Consider the following 16,811-nt stretch of genomic DNA (forward strand, 5'->3'; position numbering starts at 1 on the left):
GCTCGGGGCATGACCGAGAGCAACGCGCTTGACCCCGAGGACCGCAAGATCGTCACCCTGGCCCGTTCCGCGCGGGCCCGCAACGGCGTGCCCGAGGGTGCCGCCGTACGGGACGAGACGGGTCGTACGTATGTCGCGGGGACCGTGGACCTGGACTCGCTGAAGCTGAGCGCGCTGCGCACCGCGGTGGCCATGGCGGTGGCGTCCGGGGCGAAGTCGCTGGAGGCCGCGGCGGTCGTGACGCAGGCGGGGACCGTGGCGGCGGAGGACCTGGCCGCCGTACGGGACCTCGGCGGGGCCGGGACCCCGGTGCTGCTCGCCGGGCCCGACGGCGCGGTGCGGGAGACCGTGTCCGCGCAGTAGCCGGGGGCGGGAGACCGGCCATCGCACAGTAGTCCGGATTTCATCCTTGCCGCGCGTCGCCTCTCGCGCATCAATGGGAACGTCAGTTCCGACGGTCCGTCAGATTCGGTCCTCCCGCAGTGTGTCCGCACCCACCTGCCGAGGACGGGCCGCCGGTCCCCCCACTCCCGAAGGGAACCCGCAACCCATGAGAGGCACCCGCTTGAGCACCGGTGCGGCCATCGCCGTCGGGGCGCTCGCCGTGACCGGACTCGTCCTCGCGCCGACCGCCGCCGCCGTGACCCCCACCACCGCCACCATCAACGCGAACTGCGGCTTCTTCGGCGGCGGCGCGGCCACGCTCACGGCCACGCAGGACGGCACGGCCGCCACCATGACGCTCGACTCCTCGGCGATCACCGCGCCGATAGCGCTCGGGGCGGACTCCATCGCCTCGACGCTGACCCTGGTGAAGGCCGGCGGCGGCACCACCGTCTTCACCGCCACCGAGAACCCGGCGATGGCCGCCGGGGACCCGGTGAAGGTCGGTCCGCTGCCCGGCACCGTCGCCGCCGGCGACAGCCTGGAGGCCTACGGCGGCTCGCTGAAGATGACCGTCCTCGGCATCACCATCACCTGTACGGCGACCGGGGCGCAGTCACCGGGCCCGTTCGTCTTCGACTGACAGCGCGGGCGAGCGCGGCCCCTCAGAGCGCGTCGGGGCCCCGCTCGCCCGTCCGCACCCGTACGACGGTCTCCACGGGCAGCGCCCAGACCTTGCCGTCACCGATCTTGCCGGTCTGCGCGGAACGCACGATCGCGTCGATCACGTCGTCGCAGACGGCGTCCTCCACGACCACCTCGATCCGGACCTTGGGGACCAGGTCGATCTGGTACTCGGCGCCGCGGTACACCTCGGTGTGGCCGCGCTGCCGGCCGTAGCCGCTCGCCTCGGTCACGGTCAGACCGTTGACGCCGAGCTCCTGGAGCGCCGACTTCACCTCGTCGAGGCGGTAGGGCTTGACGATCGCGGTGATGAGCTTCATGCCTGGCTGTTGACCTTCTGGGCGGAGGGGACGACAAAGCGGCCGACCGGGGCGCCGTGGCCCGGGACGCCGAGATCGTATGCGCTCCCGCGCACGCACCGTAAGGGCCGTGCAGGCCCTCTCCCTCGCCGGGACCCGCACGAGGACCCGCTGCGCGCGCCCGTGCGGGGTGTGCGGACTGATGTGCGGCGGGTCTTTGTGGATCAGGGAGAATGGGCGCCATGAGCGTTCGCAGCCAGTCATCCGAGCAGCCGGCCGAGGCACCCCACCGGGCCGGCTTCGCCTGCTTCGTCGGCCGCCCCAACGCGGGCAAGTCCACCCTCACGAACGCTCTGGTCGGGCAGAAGGTGGCGATCACCGCAGACCAGCCGCAGACCACCCGGCACACCGTGCGCGGGATCGTGCACCGCCCGGACGCCCAGCTGATCCTGGTGGACACCCCCGGTCTGCACAAGCCGCGCACGCTCCTGGGCGAACGCCTCAACGACGTCGTGCGGACCACCTGGGCCGAGGTCGACGTGATCGGCTTCTGTCTGCCCGCCAACGAGAGGATCGGCCCCGGCGACCGCTTCATCGCCAAGGAGCTGGCCGGGATCAAGAAGTCCCCGAAGGTCGCCATCGTCACCAAGACGGACCTCGTCGACTCCAAGCGCCTCGCCGAACAGCTGATCGCCATCGACCAGCTCGGCAGGGAACTCGGCATCGACTGGGCGCAGATCGTCCCGGTGTCGGCGACCGCGAACAAGCAGGTCGATTTGCTCGCCGACCTGCTGATCCCGATGCTGCCCGAGGGCCCGGCGCTCTACCCCGAGGGCGACCTCACCGACGAGCCCGAGCAGGTCATGATCGCGGAGCTGATCCGCGAGGCGGCCCTGGAGGGCGTCCGCGACGAACTGCCGCACTCCATCGCCGTGGTGGTGGAGGAGATGCTGCCCCGCGAGGACCGCCCCGCCGACCGGCCGCTGCTGGACATCCACGCCTTCGTCTACATCGAGCGCCCCAGCCAGAAGGGCATCATCATCGGCCCCAAGGGCAAGCGGCTGAAGGAGGTCGGCATCAAGTCCCGCAAGCAGATCGAGGCCCTGCTCGGCACCCCGGTCTTCCTCGACCTGCACGTCAAGGTCGCCAAGGACTGGCAGCGCGACCCCAAGCAGCTGCGCCGCCTGGGCTTCTGAACCGCCCGGCCCGCCGGACCGCGGGGGCGCCCGTCGCCCCCGCGCTCAGTCCACGCTCCTGATCCGTCCCACCAGCACCGCCCCCGCCACCGCGATCAGCGCCGCGGCCAGATACAGCACCCGGTACCCGCCGAAGTGGGTCACGACCGGCGCGGCCAGCGCGGGGGCGGCCACCTGGGGCAGGGCGTTGGCCACGTTGATCACGCCGAGGTCCTTGCCCCGGTCCCGGGCCTTCGGCAGCACATCGGTCATCAGCGCGAAGTCGACCGACATGAACACCCCGAGCCCGACCCCCAGCAGCGCCGCCACCACGATCGCGCCCGGCCAGGTCTGCCAGAGGGCCAGCAGCGCCGTGGCCGCCGCCATCAGCGCCCCCGACCAGCGCACGAACGGCTTGCGCCGCCCCACCCGGTCCGACCAGACGCCGGCCACCACCACCGTGGCCAGCAGCGTCACACTGTTCACCGCGGTCAGCACCAGCACACCCTGCTCCGGTTCGGCCCGCTCCAGCCGGTCCCGCAGGTAGTAGAGCAGGTAGAGGATCACCAGGGCGTTACTCAGGTTGATCAGGAAGCGGGTCAGCCACGCCCACCCGAAGTCCGGGTGGCGTCGCGGGCTCACCCAGAAACCGGCCAGGAAGGCCCGCGCCGACCACACCGGCCGCTCCTCGGCCGCCAGCCGTACGTCCTTGTGCCCCAGCACGTACGGCAGGACGCCCAGCAGCACGAACACCGCGCACGCCGCGTACCCCGCCGTGATCCCGCCCAGCGCCGTCGCCAGCCCCGTCCCGGCGACCGCGCCGAGGATCTGGGCCGCGCCCAGCCAGCCGCCCACCGAGCCGCGTTGCAGCCGCGGCACCCGGTCCGGCACCGCCGCCGTCACCGCGGCGAAGGCCGCGTTCAGGGTGAGCTGCACCAGGCACCAGCCGGCCAGCATCGTCCCGAGGCCGCCCGCGCCCGCCAGCAGCAGCAACGACAGCGTGCCCCCGGCCGCCCCGGCCACGATCCACGGCCGGCGCCGCCCTCCGCGGGCCGTCGTCCGGTCCGACAGGGCACCGAAGAACGGGTTCGCGAGCAGCGAGACGACCGCGCCGACCCCGGTCACCCAGGCCAGCACCGTCTCCTTGGACATCCCGGTGCCGGGCGCGAAGTCCTCCGCCTGCTCCGGCAGCAGGATCTGCAGCGGGCCGTACCAGCCCACCCAGATCGCCCAGTTGGCGACCGCCAGCGCCGTCGTCCAGCCCCGGGAGACCCGGTCGGCGGGCTCCGCCAGGGCGCCGGCCGGCGTCGTCATCCCTGGGCCCGCAGCACGTCCCGCAGCCAGTGGTAGGACGCCTTCGGGGTCCGCTCCTGGGTGTCGAAGTCGACGTGCACCAGGCCGAACCGGCGCGCGTATCCCTCGGCCCACTCGAAGTTGTCCAGCAGCGACCAGACGAAGTAGCCGCGGACGTCGACCCCGGCCTCGGACGCCCGGTGCAGGGCACGCAGATGGCCGTCCAGGTAGGCGATCCGGTCCTGGTCGTCGAGGCCGTCGTAGGAGCAGCCGTTCTCGGTGATGACGACGGGCGGGAGCCGGTCGCCGTAGCGCTCGTGGAAGCCGGTGAGCAGCTCGGTCAGCGCCTCGGGGACCACCGGCCAGCCGAAGTCGGTGACCGGTACGCCCTCGATCTGCCGCACCGAGAAGGGGAGTTCGGCGGGCATGGAGACACCGCCGAACTCGATCTCGGCGCCCTGCGGGGCGCCCACCCTGGTCGGGGCGTAGTAGTTGACGCCGTACCAGTCGACCGGCTCGCCGATGACCTTCAGGTCCGCCTCGACGTCGCCGGGCATCAGTTCGCCGAGCCCGGCCGGGTACGCGCCGAGCAGCACGGGGTCGGCGAAGAGCCGGTTCAGGAGGACGTCGTAGAACTCGGCGGCCTCCACGTCGGCGGGCTCCGGCGAGGCCGGCCAGGTCGGCCCGTGCGAGTTGGCGATGCCGATGTCCCGCACCCCGGCCGCGCGCAGCGCCCGTACCGCGAGGCCGTGCGCCAGGAGTTGGTGGTGGGCGACGGGCAGGGCGTCGAACAGCAGCTGCTTTCCGGGCGCGTGGACACCGAGGGCGTGCCCCAGCAGGGTGTGCTCGGCCGGCTCGTTCAGGGTGATCCACTTGTGGACGCGGTCACCGAGCCGCTCCGCGACCCGCGCCGCGTGCTCGGCGAACCGGGCGGCGGTGTCCCGCTCCAGCCAGTCCAGGCCGGCCGGCAGGTCCCAGTGGAAGAGCGTGGGGACCGGGCGGACGCCGGCCGCGCACAGCTCGTCGACGAGGCGGTCGTAGAAGTCCAGGCCGCCGGGGGAGTTCACCCGCGGCCAGGAGACGGAGAAGCGGTACGCGCCCACCCCGAGGCCGGCCAGCAGGGCCACGTCCTCGGGGTAGCGGTGGTAGTGGTCGCAGGCCACCGCCGCCGTCGAGCCGTCCTTCACCGTCCCCGCCCGGCGCGTGAACTCGTCCCACACGGACGGCTCGCGCAGCTCGGCCGCGCCCTCGATCTGATGGGCGGAGGTCGACACTCCCCACAGGAAGTCCGCCGGGAACTGAGGTATCGGTTGCGTCGCCATGCGCCGGATCTTCGGACCCGGCGCGGGCCAAGTCAACGGGCGCGGGTGAACAAGCCGTTACGCCCCCTCCTTGAGCACCTTGCCGATCAGCTCGCGCTGTTCGGCGGTGAGCCGGGGATCGGCGCAGTACACGGTCCGTCCGTCCACGGTGATCTGGTAGCCGAAGCCGTCGGGCACCCCGACGGGCGGCGTGTCCCGGCCGGCGGCGACCGCCCGCTCGGCCAGGGACGTCCACTCCTGGGCGTCGGGCCGTCCCGAGGTCTCCACCTCGGCGAACCGCTCGATGCCCGCGAAGCCGCCGGTGCGTCTCACCTGAATGCGCATGGGGTCCTGTCTAGTACGGATCTAGAGGCTGCGCACCCCGACCTGCTCCCATGCCTTCTGCACCGCCTGGAACTCCTCGCCCCCGTCGCCGTAGCGGGCGCCGGCGGCGGCCACCGTCAGCCGGGCGAAGTCGGTGAACAGGGCCTGCGAGGACAGCTCGCCGCCGGTCAGCACGTCGTACCAGACCTGTCCGGCGCGCTCCCAGGCGTGGCCGCCGAGCGCGGTGGCGGCCAGGTAGAACGCGCGGTTGGGGATACCGGAGTTGATGTGGACGCCGCCGTTGTCGCGGCCGGTGCGCACGAAGTCGTCCATGGACCCGGGCTGCGGGTCCTTGCCGAGGACGTCGTCGTCGTACGCGGTGCCCGGCTCCTTCATGGAGCGCAGCGCCTTGCCCGTCACCCGCGGGGCGAGCAGCCCGGCGCCGATCAGCCAGTCGGCCTCCGCGGCGGTCTGGCCGAGCGTGTACTGCCGGATGAGCGCGCCGAAGACGTCCGACATCGACTCGTTGAGGGCGCCGGGCTGGCCGAAGTAGGTGAGGTTCGCGGTGTACTGCGTGACGCCGTGGGCGAGTTCGTGGCCGATGACGTCGATGGGGATGGTGAAGTCGAGGAAGATCTCGCCGTCGCCGTCGCCGAACACCATCTGCTCGCCGTTCCAGAAGGCGTTGTTGTAGTCCTGCTCGTAGTGCACGGTGGCGTCGAGCGGCAGGCCGTTCCCGTCGATCGAGTTGCGCTCGAACGCCTTCAGGAACAGCTCGAAGGTGGCGCCGAGGCCCGCGTAGGCGCGGTTGACGGTGGCGTCCTTGCCGGGCTCCTCGCCCTCCCCGCGGACCTTCTCGCCGGGCAGGCCGGTGCCGTGCCCGGCGTCGTAGACGGTGCGCTGCGGCCGGTCGGGCTCGGCGTCGGCGGGCGGGGCGACGGCGGGCGCGCCGAGCACGGTGGTCAGCCGGCGGTGGGTGCGCTCGTAGGCGTCGCGCTGGAGGGTCCGGCGGGCCGGGCCGGCCAGCGCGGGGTCCTCGGCCTGGGCGAGCCTGTCGAGGACGTGCGGTGGTACGACGGTGCAGAAGACGGGCACATGGCCCCCGTGGGTCGTCATGCCCGGCACCCTCGCACTGCGTTATGCCGCTGTCACTACCCGCAACCATGATTGGTGAAATGTGGGGACAAGGCGCCCTCCGGGCGTCCGTGAAGTGGTATGGCACACGTTTCGTCCCTTTCGTCCCTACGGTCCCGCATACTGATACGCACCGTCGCATCGTGGGCGGTCTGGGCTAGCATGCGGAGCATCATGCTTTTCGGGCTGCTTCTCCTTAGCTGCCGCGGCGAGGGCCTGTAGTCGAGGCCGACCCCCTCCCCGCGGTGCTTGGCGTTGCGTCGTCGGCCGTCCTTCCGGACACCTTGAGGAGCCCGAAGCATCATGGCAAACCGCCAGCAGCCCACGTCCATGCCGATCCACAAGTACGGTCGCTACGACCAGGTCGACATCCCGGACCGCACCTGGCCCGACCGGCGCATCACCCAGGCGCCCCGCTGGCTGTCCACCGATCTGCGGGACGGCAACCAGGCCCTGATCGACCCGATGTCGCCCGAGCGCAAGCGCCGGATGTTCGACCAGCTGGTCAAGATGGGCTACAAGGAGATCGAGGTCGGCTTCCCCGCCTCCGGCCAGACCGACTTCGACTTCGTACGCTCCATCATCGAGGAGCCCGGCGCGATCCCCGACGACGTCACCATCTCCGTGCTGACCCAGGCCCGTGAGGACCTGATCGAGCGCACGGTGGAGTCCCTGAAGGGCGCCAAGCGGGCCACCGTCCACCTGTACAACGCCACCGCGCCGGTCTTCCGCCGGGTGGTCTTCCGCGGCTCCAAGGACGACATCAAGCAGATCGCCGTCGACGGCACCCGTCTGGTCATGGAGTACGCGGAGAAGCTGCTGGACCCCGAGACCGAGTTCGGCTACCAGTACAGCCCCGAGATCTTCACCGACACCGAGCTGGACTTCGCCCTGGAGGTCTGCGAGGCGGTCATGGACGTCTGGCAGCCCGGCCCGGGCCGCGAGATCATCCTCAACCTGCCCGCCACGGTGGAGCGTTCGACGCCGTCCACGCACGCGGACCGCTTCGAGTGGATGAGCCGCAACCTGTCGCGCCGCGAGTACGTGTGCCTGTCCATCCACCCGCACAACGACCGCGGCACGGCGGTGGCCGCCGCCGAACTGGCCGTCATGGCCGGCGGCGACCGCGTCGAGGGCTGCCTGTTCGGGCAGGGCGAGCGCACCGGCAACGTCGACCTGGTCACCCTGGGCATGAACCTGTTCTCCCAGGGCGTCGACCCGCAGATCGACTTCTCCGACATCGACGAGATCCGTCGTACGTGGGAGTACTGCAACCAGATGGAGGTCCACCCGCGCCACCCGTACGTGGGCGACCTGGTCTACACGTCCTTCTCCGGCTCCCACCAGGACGCCATCAAGAAGGGCTTCGACGCCATGGAGGCCGACGCGGCGGCTCGCGGGGTCACCGTCGACGACATCGAGTGGGCCGTGCCGTACCTGCCCATCGACCCCAAGGACGTCGGCCGCTCCTACGAGGCGGTCATCCGGGTCAACTCGCAGTCCGGCAAGGGCGGTATCGCCTACGTCCTGAAGAACGACCACAAGCTGGACCTGCCGCGCCGGATGCAGATCGAGTTCTCGAAGCTGATCCAGGCCAAGACCGACGCCGAGGGCGGCGAGGTCACCGGGTCCGACATCTGGTCCGTCTTCCAGGACGAGTACCTGCCCAACCCGGGTAACGCGTGGGGTCGCATCCAGGTCAGGAACGGTCAGTCGACGACCGACACCGATGGGGTGGACACGCTGCGGGTTGAGGCCACCGTCGATGGCGAGGACACGGTGCTGTCGGGTACCGGGAACGGGCCCATCTCGGCCTTCTTCGACGCGCTGCAGTCGATCGGTATCGATGTGCGGCTGCTGGACTATCAGGAGCACACGATGAGCGAGGGGGCGTCTGCGCAGGCCGCGTCCTATATCGAGTGTGCGATCGATGGCAAGGTCCTGTGGGGTATCGGTATTGATGCCAACACGACGCGGGCCTCGCTGAAGGCGGTCGTCTCCGCGGTGAACCGGGCCGCGCGGTAGGTCTTTCGACCACGGGGGTGCCATGGGGTGCCTGCGGGGGCTGTGTGTCGGCTGCGAGTGCGTCGTGGCTGGTCGCGCAGTTCCCCGCGCCCCTGGGGTGGGTGCCCGGGCCGGTCGGTGGGTGCTGCGCCGTTGTGGTTTGTCGCGCAGTTCCCCGCGCCCCTGGGTGGGTGGTCGGGTGCTGCGCCGTCGTGGCTTGTCGCGCAGTTCCCCGCGCCCCTGAGAGGGGGGCGGGGATCGTCGTATACCGGCCAATCCTTGTGCAGGTCACGGGGAGGTCTCGTTCAAGGTGCTGACTTGGGCTGGGGGATGTGGCTAACATCACGCAAGCGCGGCGATGTTGCCGCGGGGTCACGCGGAGGTGCGACGTGCTGCCAGGACGGGGACGAAACGGCCGTGCCGCCAGGCCTGCCCGCATCCTGGGCACCCGTACGGCGTGGACGGCCGTCGGTGACGGCGAGTTCTTCTGCCCCGGCTGCGGGGGCGACCGCAACTACCAGCGGCTGACCGGCCGCCGCCGCTTCACCCTGCTGGGCGTACCGGTGCTGCCGCGCGGCGAGACCGGGCCGGTGGTGGAATGCGCGGCCTGCCGCCGCCACTTCGGCACCGACGTCCTGGACCACCCCACCACCACCCGCTTCTCCGCGATGCTCCGCGACGCCGTCCACACGGTCGCCCTCGCGGTCCTCGCCGCCGGCGGCACCTGCTCCCGTACGGCACTGGAGACCGCCGCCGCGGCCGTCCGCGCCGCCGGCTTCGACGACTGCACCGAGGAACAGCTCGACGCCCTCGTGGAGGCCCTCGCCGCCGACACCGGCCGGGTCCTGGGCGAACCCTGCGGAGCGGGCCTGGCCATAGAGCTCCACGAGGCCCTCGACCCCCTCGCCCCCCACCTCGCCCCCGCGGGCCGCGAGTCGATCCTCCTCCAGGGCGCCCGCATCGCCCTCGCCGACGGCCCGTACACCCCCGCCGAGCGGGAGGCCCTCAGCACGGTGGGCGCCGCCCTGACCATCTGCGGCGAGGACGTGACCCGGCTGCTCGCCGCCGCGCGTACGCCGTCGTAGGACCGCGCGTACTCCCCGGGGAGTAACGGGCCCCGCCCGCCGCCCTGGGCAGTACCGCCCGGCTCGCCCCTGAGCCCGACGAACCCGCCCCCTTCCACCGGAAGTCTGGAACCCGTACCGGACAACCGAAGCGGAGGGAGGCCCGTCTCATGGGGGCCGCTAGGACAACTGACCGGCGACGCCGGATCGCCGTGCCCTGGGGAGTGCTCGGGCTGTGGATCGTCGTACTGGTGATCGCCTCGCCGTTCGCCGCGAAACTCGCCGACGTGCAGCGCGACCGGGCCGTCGACTACCTGCCCGCGAGCGCCGACTCGACGCAGGTCGCCAAGATCCAGGACCGGCTGCCCGGCGGTGAGACCACGCAGATGGTCGTCGTCTACCACCGGGACGGCGGGCTCACCGGGGCCGACCGGGCCACCGCCGAGGAGCAGATCGCCGAGATCGCCGGAGCCCACCGGCTCGCCGCCGACCCGGCGGGCGTGCCGTCGAAGGACGGCACCACGCTGATGTACCCCGTCGCCAGCAACGAGCCCGGCACCGACGAGGAGGCCCGCGACGCCCTCGTCCACGAGGTCCGGGACGTCGCCCGCGGCGGCGACGGGCTGAGCGTGGAGGTCGGCGGCGAAGGGGCCCTCGCCACCGACGCCTCCGAGGTCTACAACTCCCTCGACGGACCGCTGCTCTACACCACCGTCGCCGTCGTCGCCCTGCTGCTGATCGTCATCTACCGCAGCCCGTTCCTGTGGCTGGTGCCGCTCGTCGTCGCGGGCGTCGCCAACTACCTGTCGATGGCCGTCGCCTACGGACTCAACCAGTGGTTCGGCACCTCCGTGTCCGGCCAGAGCTCCGGCATCATGACCATCCTCGTCTTCGGCGCGGGCACCGACTACGCCCTGCTGCTGGTCTCCCGCTACCGCGAGGAGCTGCGCCGCGTCGAGCGGCCGTACGACGCCATGACGGCCGCCCTGCGCGGCTGCGGGCCCGCCGTGCTCGCCTCCTCCGGGACCGTCGCCGCCGGACTGCTCTGCCTGCTCGCCGCCGACCTCAACTCCAGCCGCGGCATGGGCCCCCTCGGCACCGTCGGCGTGCTGTGCGCGCTGCTCGCCATGCTGACCCTGCTCCCCGTCGTCCTGGTCCTCCTCGGACGGCGTGTGTTCTGGCCGCTGATCCCCCGGTACGGCAGCGCCCCCAAGGCCCGCCGCTCCCTGTTCGCCGCGATGGGCAGCTCCGCGGGACGCCGTCCGGTGGCCGTCCTGGTCGGAGGCGGCCTCCTGCTCGGGGCGCTGGCGCTCGGCATGTTCAACCTGCCCGGCGACCTCAAGCAGGAGGACTCCTTCACCAGCAGGCCCGACGCGGTCGCCGCCATGCAGACCCTCGCGGCCGCCTACCCCGAACGCGGCACCCAGGCCATCAGCGTCATCACCCCGGCCGGCCGCGCCGACACCACCCTCGCCGAGATCCGCGACACCCCGGGCGTCGACAGCGCCGAGACCGGGCGCAGCGGCGACGGCTGGACGGAGATCTCCGTCCTCGCCACCTCGCCGCCGCAGTCGGCGGGGGAGACCGCCACCATCGAGGACCTGCGCGACCGGCTCGACGGCTCCTACGTCGGCGGACCGAGCGCGGAACAGATCGACCTCAAGGACACCAACGCCCGCGACCGGATGATCGTGGTGCCGATCGTGCTGCTGTCCGTCCTGCTCATCCTGGTCGCCCTGCTGCGCTCCCTGGTCGCGCCGCTGCTCCTGGTCGCGGCCGTGGTCGCGGTCTGGGGCGCCTCCCTCGGCATCGGCGGACTCGTCTTCGGGCCGGTGTTCGGCTTCGAGGGCACCGACCCGGGACTCGGACTGCTCTCCTTCGTCTTCCTGGTCGCCCTCGGCGTCGACTACGGCATCTTCCTGATGCACCGGATGCGCGAGGAGTCCCTGGGCGGCGCCGAACCCGTCGCCGCCGCGCTCACCGCACTGCGCACCACGGGCGGCGTCATCGCCTCCGCGGGACTGGTCCTCGCCGCCACCTTCGCCGTCCTCACCAGCATGCCGATGGTGCAGCTCGTTGAGCTGGGCTTCGTCATCGCCGTCGGCGTCCTCCTCGACACCTTCCTGGTCCGCACCTACCTGGTGACCAGCGCCAGTGTCGCCCTGCGCCGCAAGGTGTGGTGGCCGGGAGCCCTCTCCAAGGAGCCCGCCGGAGCCGTACCGCCGAAGGAACCCGAGCGGGTCACCGCGGCCGCGCACTGACCGAACCGGCGCCCCTTCGGCCGTCCGCTCCTTCGCGGTCTCCCAAAGGGGCGCCCTCCCAGCGGAAGATGAACCCGTGCAGCCAACCGACACAGCGGTGCGGCCCCGGATCGGTGAGCGGATCATGGCCGCGATCAACCGGGACCCGAGGACCGCGCCCCACGGCACCCGCAACGACGCCCTGCTCACCATCGTGGCGGCCCTCCTGGCCGTGTTCCTGGGCCTGGTCACCGACGCCGGCCGCCGGCCCGACGCGGTCGGCTGGACGCTGCTGGTCGCCGCCCACGCGCCGCTGGTGTGGCGGCGGCGCCGGCCACTGCTGGTGTTCGCGGTGGTGATCGCGTGCGTCCTGCCGTACCACATGCTCGACAACAACCACACCGCGCCGGTGCCCGCCTCGTTCATCGCCCTTTACACGGTCACCGTCACCCAACGCCCCTTCCGCACCCTCGTGGTGTCCGCCGCGGGACTGGCCCTCTCGCTGGGCGGGATGCTCAGCCTCGGCGGCGACAAGCAGGCCGCCGAACTGCTGCGCATCTACGGCTGGGTCTTCGCCGTGATCTTCGTCGGCATCGACGTCCGCTACTACCGCCAGTACATCGCCGCGGTCTTCGAACGCGCCGAGCGCGCCGAACGCACCCGCGAGGAGGAGGCCCGCCGCCGGGTCGCCGAGGAACGCCTGCGCATCGCCCGCGACCTGCACGACCTGCTCGCCCACAGCATCACCCTGATCGGCGTGCAGACCTCGGTGGCCGCGCACGTGCTGGCCGCCGACCCCGAGCGCCTGGACCGCGAGACGGTCGCCAAGGCCCTCGACGACATCGCCGAGACCTGCCGCACCGCGCGCGGCGAACTGCGCACCACCCTGGAGGTGCTGCGCGACCACGGGCCGGCCGACGCCCGCGGCCCGCTGCCCGGACTGGACTCCCTGCCCGCCCTGGTGGAGGCCGCCCGGCTCGCGGGCGCCCGCGTCGAGCAGACGGTACGCATCCGGCAGGCGTCCCCGGCCGTCGGTGCCGCCGCCTACCGCATAGTCCAGGAGGCGCTCACCAACGCCGTACGGCACGCGGGGCCCGAACCCGCGGTCCGGGTGGAGCTGCACGAGGCGGACGGCGCCCTGCACCTCGCCGTCACCGACGACGGCACCGGGCCGGCCGCGGACGCCGCCGGACGGCCGCCGGGCTTCGGACTGGTCGGAATGCGCGAGCGCGCCCGCAGCGTGGGCGGCACACTCGACGCCGGGCCGCGCGAACCGGGCGGCTTCCGGGTCAGCGCCGTACTGCCCCTGGGCGGGCCACCGGCCGCCGTACTGCCACTGGGAGAAGCCACGTGACCGTCCGTGTCCTGCTCGCCGACGACCAGACCCTGGTCCGGGCCGCGTTCGCCATGCTCGTCGAGTCCGCGCCCGACATGGCGGTCGTCGGACAGGCCGGCACCGGCCGCCAGGCGCTGGAACTGGCCCGCGCCGAGCGGCCCGACCTCGTCGTGATGGACATCCGCATGCCCGACCTCGACGGCATCGAGGCGACCCGCCTGATCGCCGCCGACGAGGACCTGGCCGGGGTGAAGGTCCTGGTGCTGACCACCTACGACACCGACGAGCACATCGTGGAGGCGCTGCGGGCCGGGGCGTCCGGCTTCCTGGTGAAGGACACCCGTCCGGCCGACCTCCTCGACGCGATCCGCACGGTCGCCGCCGGGGAGGCGCTGCTCTCGCCGGGCGCCACGGCACGGCTGATCGCGCGATTTCTGCGCAGCCCCTCGGTGCCGCCGCTGGGCGGTCCGGAGGGACTGTCCGAGCGGGAGCGCGGGGTCCTCTCCCTGGTCGCGCGCGGCCTCAACAACGCGGAGATCGCGGACGCGTTGGGGCTCAGCCCGCTCACCGCCAAGACCCACGTCAGCCGCATCATGGGCAAGCTGGGGGCGCGCGACCGGGCCCAGCTGGTGATCGTGGCGTACGAGTCGGGACTGGTGGCTCCGGGAACCCTGTGACGGACCCGTCCCCGCCGACACTCCGTCAAGGGAGCCCCATGGCCCTTCTGAGCCGCACCCTGCTCGTCACCGCGGTCCTGCTGACCCCGCTCACCGCGACCGGCCGGGCCGCCGCCGTCGCCGACTGCGCCTCCTCCGTCCCGTTCGTCTCGGGGGAGGGCGGCTACGACACGTACCGCATCCCGGCGGCGGTCACCACCGACCGCGGCACCCTGCTGGCCTTCGCCGAGGGCCGGCACGACGGCGCCGGCGACACCGGGAACATCGACGTCGTCCTGCGGCGCTCCGCCGACGGCGGCTGCACCTGGGGCCCGCTGACGGTGGTGGCCGCCGGGGGCGGCGACACCCGGGGCAACCCGGCACCGGTGGTGGACCCGCGGACCGGCGCGGTCGTGCTGGTCACCTCCTACAACAGCGGGGCGGTGACCGAGGGGCAGATCATGCGGGGCGAGGTGACACCCGAGCAGGGGCGCCGGGTCTTCGTCCAGCGCAGCCGGGACGACGGCCGTACCTTCGGCGCGCCCCTGGAGATCACCGCGCAGGTGAAGCGGCCCGACTGGCGCTGGTACGCCACCGGCCCCGGGCACGCCGTGGCCCTGCGGCACGGCCCGCACGCCGGACGCCTGGTGGTCCCCGCCAACCACTCCGCGGCCCCGCCGCCCGGCTCCGCGGACACCGGCCAGGAGTCCCGCCACTACGGCGGCCACGCCATCCTCAGCGACGACGGCGGCACCACCTGGCAGCTCGGCTTCGTGGACGACTCCTACGACGGCCGGAGCAACGCCAACGAGTCCACGGCCGCCGAACTCCCCGACGGCAGGCTCTACTTCAACTCCCGGGACCAGCACGGCACCAGCGCGGGCCACCGCCTCGACACCTTCTCCGCCGACGGCGGGGAGTCCCTGGACCGCCCCTACGAGGTGCAGCCCGCGCTGAACGAGGTGCCGATGGTGCAGGCGAGCGTGCTGCAACTGCCGGGCGCCGACGGCCCGTTGCTGTTCTCCGGTCCGTCGGTGCCCACCGCCCGGCGGGCGATGGCGCTGTGGCGCAGCGATGACGGCGGGGTGACCTTCACCAGGTCGCTGACGCTCTCCGAACGGCGTGCCGCCTACTCCGACCTGGTCCGGGTCGACGAGGAGACGGTCGGCGTCCTGTACGAGACGGGAACGGACAGCCCCTACGAGACGATCGAGTTCCGGCGGCTGCCGGCCGGGTCGGTGCGATAGGACCGGCAGCCTTCGGGCGTCAGTGGTCGAAGGAGCTGCCCAGGCGGCCCGGCGAGGCGGTCAGGCCGAGGCCGGACGGGCCGAAGGAGGCCGAGCCGGTGCCGGTCACCTGGGTGGAGGTGCCCCTGAGCACCCAGACGCCGCCGGAGAAGCCGTTCTCGCCCGCCGCTCCGGTGAACAGCTCCGCGCGGCCGTCGCCGGTGGCGTCGGCCAGGTGAACGGCGGAGCCGAAGGCGTCGTACCTCTCCGCGGTGCCGGGCACCGAGGCGGTGTCCTGGGTGAAGGACCTCGCGCCCGACGTGGTGAGCCCGGTGCCGCCGCCCGGCAGGACGGTCACCAGACCGGCGCCGCCCAGGCTGCCGACGTCCTCGCCGGGGACGCCGATCGCGAGGTCGAGGCGGCCGTCGCCGTTGACGTCGCCGAGGTCGACGGAGGTCCCGAAGGCGTCGCCCTGCTCGGCGGTGCCCGGGACGCCCGCGCTGTCCTGGTGGAGCAGGGTGCGCGGGTTCGCCGTGTCCGGCCCGGAGGCGCTGCCGCGCACGATCTCGACGCCGCCGCCCACTTCGTTGACGTCCCCGACACCGGGCCGGTCGTCCACGTCGGCCCGGCCCAGCACGATGTCGGCGTGGCCGTCCCGGTCGAGGTCGCCCACGGCGACGTCGACACCGCCGTCCAAGAGCTCGCCGGTTTTCGCGTCCCGCAGGGTCCGTCCGGCCGTCAGCCCGTCCCGGCCGCCCGCGAAGTAGCGCACCAGACGGGGACCGTGGTCGGCTATCTCGCCCGAGCCGGTCGAGACGACGCCCACGACGTCGCTGATGCCGTCGCCGTTGACGTCTCCCGTGGACAGGGCGGGGTTGTCCCACGGATTCCAGCCCTGGGTGTATTCGTCCGCGTGCTCGCCCAGGAGGTCCATCGTCTCGGTGCGGGAGGCACCGGTGGACCGGTCGAACGGGCCGTAGGAGACCGTGCTGCCGGTGGCCAGGTCCTGGTGGCCGTCCTGGTCGAAGTCGCCGGCGGTCAGCATCGCGCCGAGGTTCTCGCGGTAGGCCGTGCCCTTGACGACGGTGCCGCCGGTCAGGCCGCCCGCGCCGCCCCACAGGACGGTCAACGAGCCGGCCCCGTCGAGCGGCCCGACGGCCTCGCCGGACGATCCGACGACCAGGTCGGTGTACCCGTCGCCGTCGAGGTCCGCGGCGGTCAGGGAGGAGCCGAACCGGTCGGAGGGCTCGGCCGTGCCGGGTACCCCGGCGGTGTTCTGGTGAACGGCCTTGCGGGCCTGGTCCTTCAGGGCCAGGGCGCGGCTGCCGTACGTCACGGCGACGTACCCGGCACGCAGGTGGCCGCCGACCGTGGCGTCGGGAGCGGCCGCGGCCGCGTCGGCGACGCCGTCACCGTTGAAGTCGGCCTCGGCGAGGCCGGGGGCGGCGGTTCCCGCGGCCGGGGCGGTCGTGACGGCTCCCGCCGTCGGGGCGGCCTGCGCCAGGGGTGCGACGGCGGCCGACGCGGCCATCGCGACGGCGACGGCCACCGTCGTACGGAGTGTGCGCTGTCGCACAGGGCCTCCTGCTCAGAGTGCGAATAGGTGACAGGGCGTCAGATCCACCCCTCACGCACCACAAGACCCACGGCTAAACCGAATGGTTGTACGCCCGTCATGCGCACTCCACCAG

The 16,811-nt window shown here is 72.6% G+C and carries 15 protein-coding genes; 9 read left to right on the plus strand and 6 right to left on the minus strand.

Going from position 1 to position 16,811, the window contains the following annotated elements; all coding sequences use genetic code 11:
- The first annotated feature begins 9 nt into the window (after positions 1-9).
- Together ABT296_RS16200 and ABT296_RS16205 are read left to right on the plus strand one after the other, a co-directional pair.
- The gene (locus tag ABT296_RS16200; protein WP_351927612.1) at positions 10-363 is read left to right on the plus strand and encodes a cytidine deaminase-like protein; all 354 of its coding nucleotides are present in this window, start codon (positions 10-12) and stop codon (positions 361-363) included.
- Between the two features lie 187 nt (positions 364-550).
- Complete coding sequence (locus tag ABT296_RS16205; protein ID WP_351927614.1) at positions 551-1,027, plus strand: hypothetical protein; 477 nt, start codon at positions 551-553, stop codon at positions 1,025-1,027.
- Between the two features lie 22 nt (positions 1,028-1,049).
- On the opposite strand, the gene ABT296_RS16210 is transcribed toward ABT296_RS16205, so the two are convergent.
- Positions 1,050-1,388, minus strand: a complete 339-nt coding sequence (locus tag ABT296_RS16210; protein WP_351927616.1) for a P-II family nitrogen regulator — start codon at positions 1,386-1,388, stop codon at positions 1,050-1,052.
- Between the two features lie 221 nt (positions 1,389-1,609).
- Here ABT296_RS16210 and era point away from each other — a divergent pair, with 221 nt between their 5' ends.
- Positions 1,610-2,563, plus strand: coding sequence for a GTPase Era (gene era, locus ABT296_RS16215; protein WP_351927618.1), 954 nt, complete (start codon positions 1,610-1,612; stop codon positions 2,561-2,563).
- Positions 2,564-2,608: 45 nt separating this feature from the next.
- Here the strand turns inward: era and ABT296_RS16220 are convergent, their stop codons facing one another.
- The 4 genes from ABT296_RS16220 to ABT296_RS16235 are packed head-to-tail and all read right to left on the minus strand — an operon-like array spanning position 2,609 to position 6,576.
- The gene (locus ABT296_RS16220; RefSeq protein ID WP_351927620.1) at positions 2,609-3,856 is read right to left on the minus strand and encodes an MFS transporter; all 1,248 of its coding nucleotides are present in this window, start codon (positions 3,854-3,856) and stop codon (positions 2,609-2,611) included.
- Positions 3,853-5,157, minus strand: a complete 1,305-nt coding sequence (locus ABT296_RS16225) for a GH1 family beta-glucosidase (RefSeq protein ID WP_351927622.1) — start codon at positions 5,155-5,157, stop codon at positions 3,853-3,855. Before ABT296_RS16225 ends, ABT296_RS16220 begins: the two co-directional genes overlap by 4 nt.
- A gap of 57 nt (positions 5,158-5,214) precedes the next feature.
- Positions 5,215-5,481: a protealysin inhibitor emfourin gene (locus tag ABT296_RS16230; RefSeq protein ID WP_351927624.1), complete on the minus strand. Its 267-nt coding sequence runs from the start codon at positions 5,479-5,481 to the stop codon at positions 5,215-5,217.
- A 21-nt stretch (positions 5,482-5,502) separates the two neighbouring features.
- Positions 5,503-6,576, minus strand: a complete 1,074-nt coding sequence (locus ABT296_RS16235) for a M4 family metallopeptidase (RefSeq protein WP_351927625.1) — start codon at positions 6,574-6,576, stop codon at positions 5,503-5,505.
- A 321-nt stretch (positions 6,577-6,897) separates the two neighbouring features.
- On the opposite strand from ABT296_RS16235, the gene leuA reads away from it, so the two are divergent.
- From leuA to ABT296_RS16265, 6 genes are all read left to right on the plus strand, one after another.
- Positions 6,898-8,619, plus strand: coding sequence for a 2-isopropylmalate synthase (leuA, locus tag ABT296_RS16240; protein ID WP_351927627.1), 1,722 nt, complete (start codon positions 6,898-6,900; stop codon positions 8,617-8,619).
- A gap of 368 nt (positions 8,620-8,987) precedes the next feature.
- Positions 8,988-9,683, plus strand: coding sequence for a TerB family tellurite resistance protein (locus ABT296_RS16245; RefSeq protein WP_351927629.1), 696 nt, complete (start codon positions 8,988-8,990; stop codon positions 9,681-9,683).
- 149 nt (positions 9,684-9,832) lie between these two features.
- On the plus strand, positions 9,833-11,923 hold the full coding sequence (locus tag ABT296_RS16250; RefSeq protein ID WP_351927631.1) for an MMPL family transporter: 2,091 nt from the start codon (positions 9,833-9,835) through the stop codon (positions 11,921-11,923).
- Positions 11,924-12,047: 124 nt separating this feature from the next.
- Positions 12,048-13,256, plus strand: coding sequence for a sensor histidine kinase (locus tag ABT296_RS16255; RefSeq protein ID WP_351927853.1), 1,209 nt, complete (start codon positions 12,048-12,050; stop codon positions 13,254-13,256).
- A complete protein-coding gene (locus tag ABT296_RS16260; RefSeq protein WP_351927633.1) occupies positions 13,253-13,915 on the plus strand; it encodes a response regulator in 663 nt (220 codons plus the stop codon). The genes ABT296_RS16255 and ABT296_RS16260 overlap by 4 nt, the downstream gene beginning before the upstream one ends.
- Positions 13,916-13,953: 38 nt before the next feature.
- Positions 13,954-15,141, plus strand: coding sequence for a sialidase family protein (locus ABT296_RS16265; protein ID WP_351927635.1), 1,188 nt, complete (start codon positions 13,954-13,956; stop codon positions 15,139-15,141).
- 19 nt (positions 15,142-15,160) lie between these two features.
- Here ABT296_RS16265 and ABT296_RS16270 read toward each other — a convergent pair whose 3' ends face one another.
- Entirely contained in the window at positions 15,161-16,696 is a 1,536-nt protein-coding gene (locus ABT296_RS16270) for an FG-GAP-like repeat-containing protein (RefSeq protein WP_351927637.1), read from the minus strand.
- Positions 16,697-16,811 lie beyond the last annotated feature (115 nt).

Source organism: Streptomyces sp. NPDC000983, from assembly GCF_040299205.1.
Lineage (GTDB): Bacteria > Actinomycetota > Actinomycetes > Streptomycetales > Streptomycetaceae > Streptomyces.

Bases quoted from the DNA above. Each gene is read 5' to 3' on its own strand.
- ABT296_RS16200 (WP_351927612.1), top strand. From the start codon at position 10: ATGACCGAGAGCAACGCGCTTGACCCCGAGGACCGCAAGATCGTCACC.
- ABT296_RS16205 (WP_351927614.1), top strand. From the start codon at position 551: ATGAGAGGCACCCGCTTGAGCACCGGTGCGGCCATCGCCGTCGGGGCG.
- ABT296_RS16210 (WP_351927616.1), bottom strand. From the start codon at position 1,388: ATGAAGCTCATCACCGCGATCGTCAAGCCCTACCGCCTCGACGAGGTG.
- era (WP_351927618.1), top strand. From the start codon at position 1,610: ATGAGCGTTCGCAGCCAGTCATCCGAGCAGCCGGCCGAGGCACCCCAC.
- ABT296_RS16220 (WP_351927620.1), bottom strand. From the start codon at position 3,856: ATGACGACGCCGGCCGGCGCCCTGGCGGAGCCCGCCGACCGGGTCTCC.
- ABT296_RS16225 (WP_351927622.1), bottom strand. From the start codon at position 5,157: ATGGCGACGCAACCGATACCTCAGTTCCCGGCGGACTTCCTGTGGGGA.
- ABT296_RS16230 (WP_351927624.1), bottom strand. From the start codon at position 5,481: ATGCGCATTCAGGTGAGACGCACCGGCGGCTTCGCGGGCATCGAGCGG.
- ABT296_RS16235 (WP_351927625.1), bottom strand. From the start codon at position 6,576: ATGACGACCCACGGGGGCCATGTGCCCGTCTTCTGCACCGTCGTACCA.
- leuA (WP_351927627.1), top strand. From the start codon at position 6,898: ATGGCAAACCGCCAGCAGCCCACGTCCATGCCGATCCACAAGTACGGT.
- ABT296_RS16250 (WP_351927631.1), top strand. From the start codon at position 9,833: ATGGGGGCCGCTAGGACAACTGACCGGCGACGCCGGATCGCCGTGCCC.
- ABT296_RS16255 (WP_351927853.1), top strand. From the start codon at position 12,048: ATGGCCGCGATCAACCGGGACCCGAGGACCGCGCCCCACGGCACCCGC.
- ABT296_RS16265 (WP_351927635.1), top strand. From the start codon at position 13,954: ATGGCCCTTCTGAGCCGCACCCTGCTCGTCACCGCGGTCCTGCTGACC.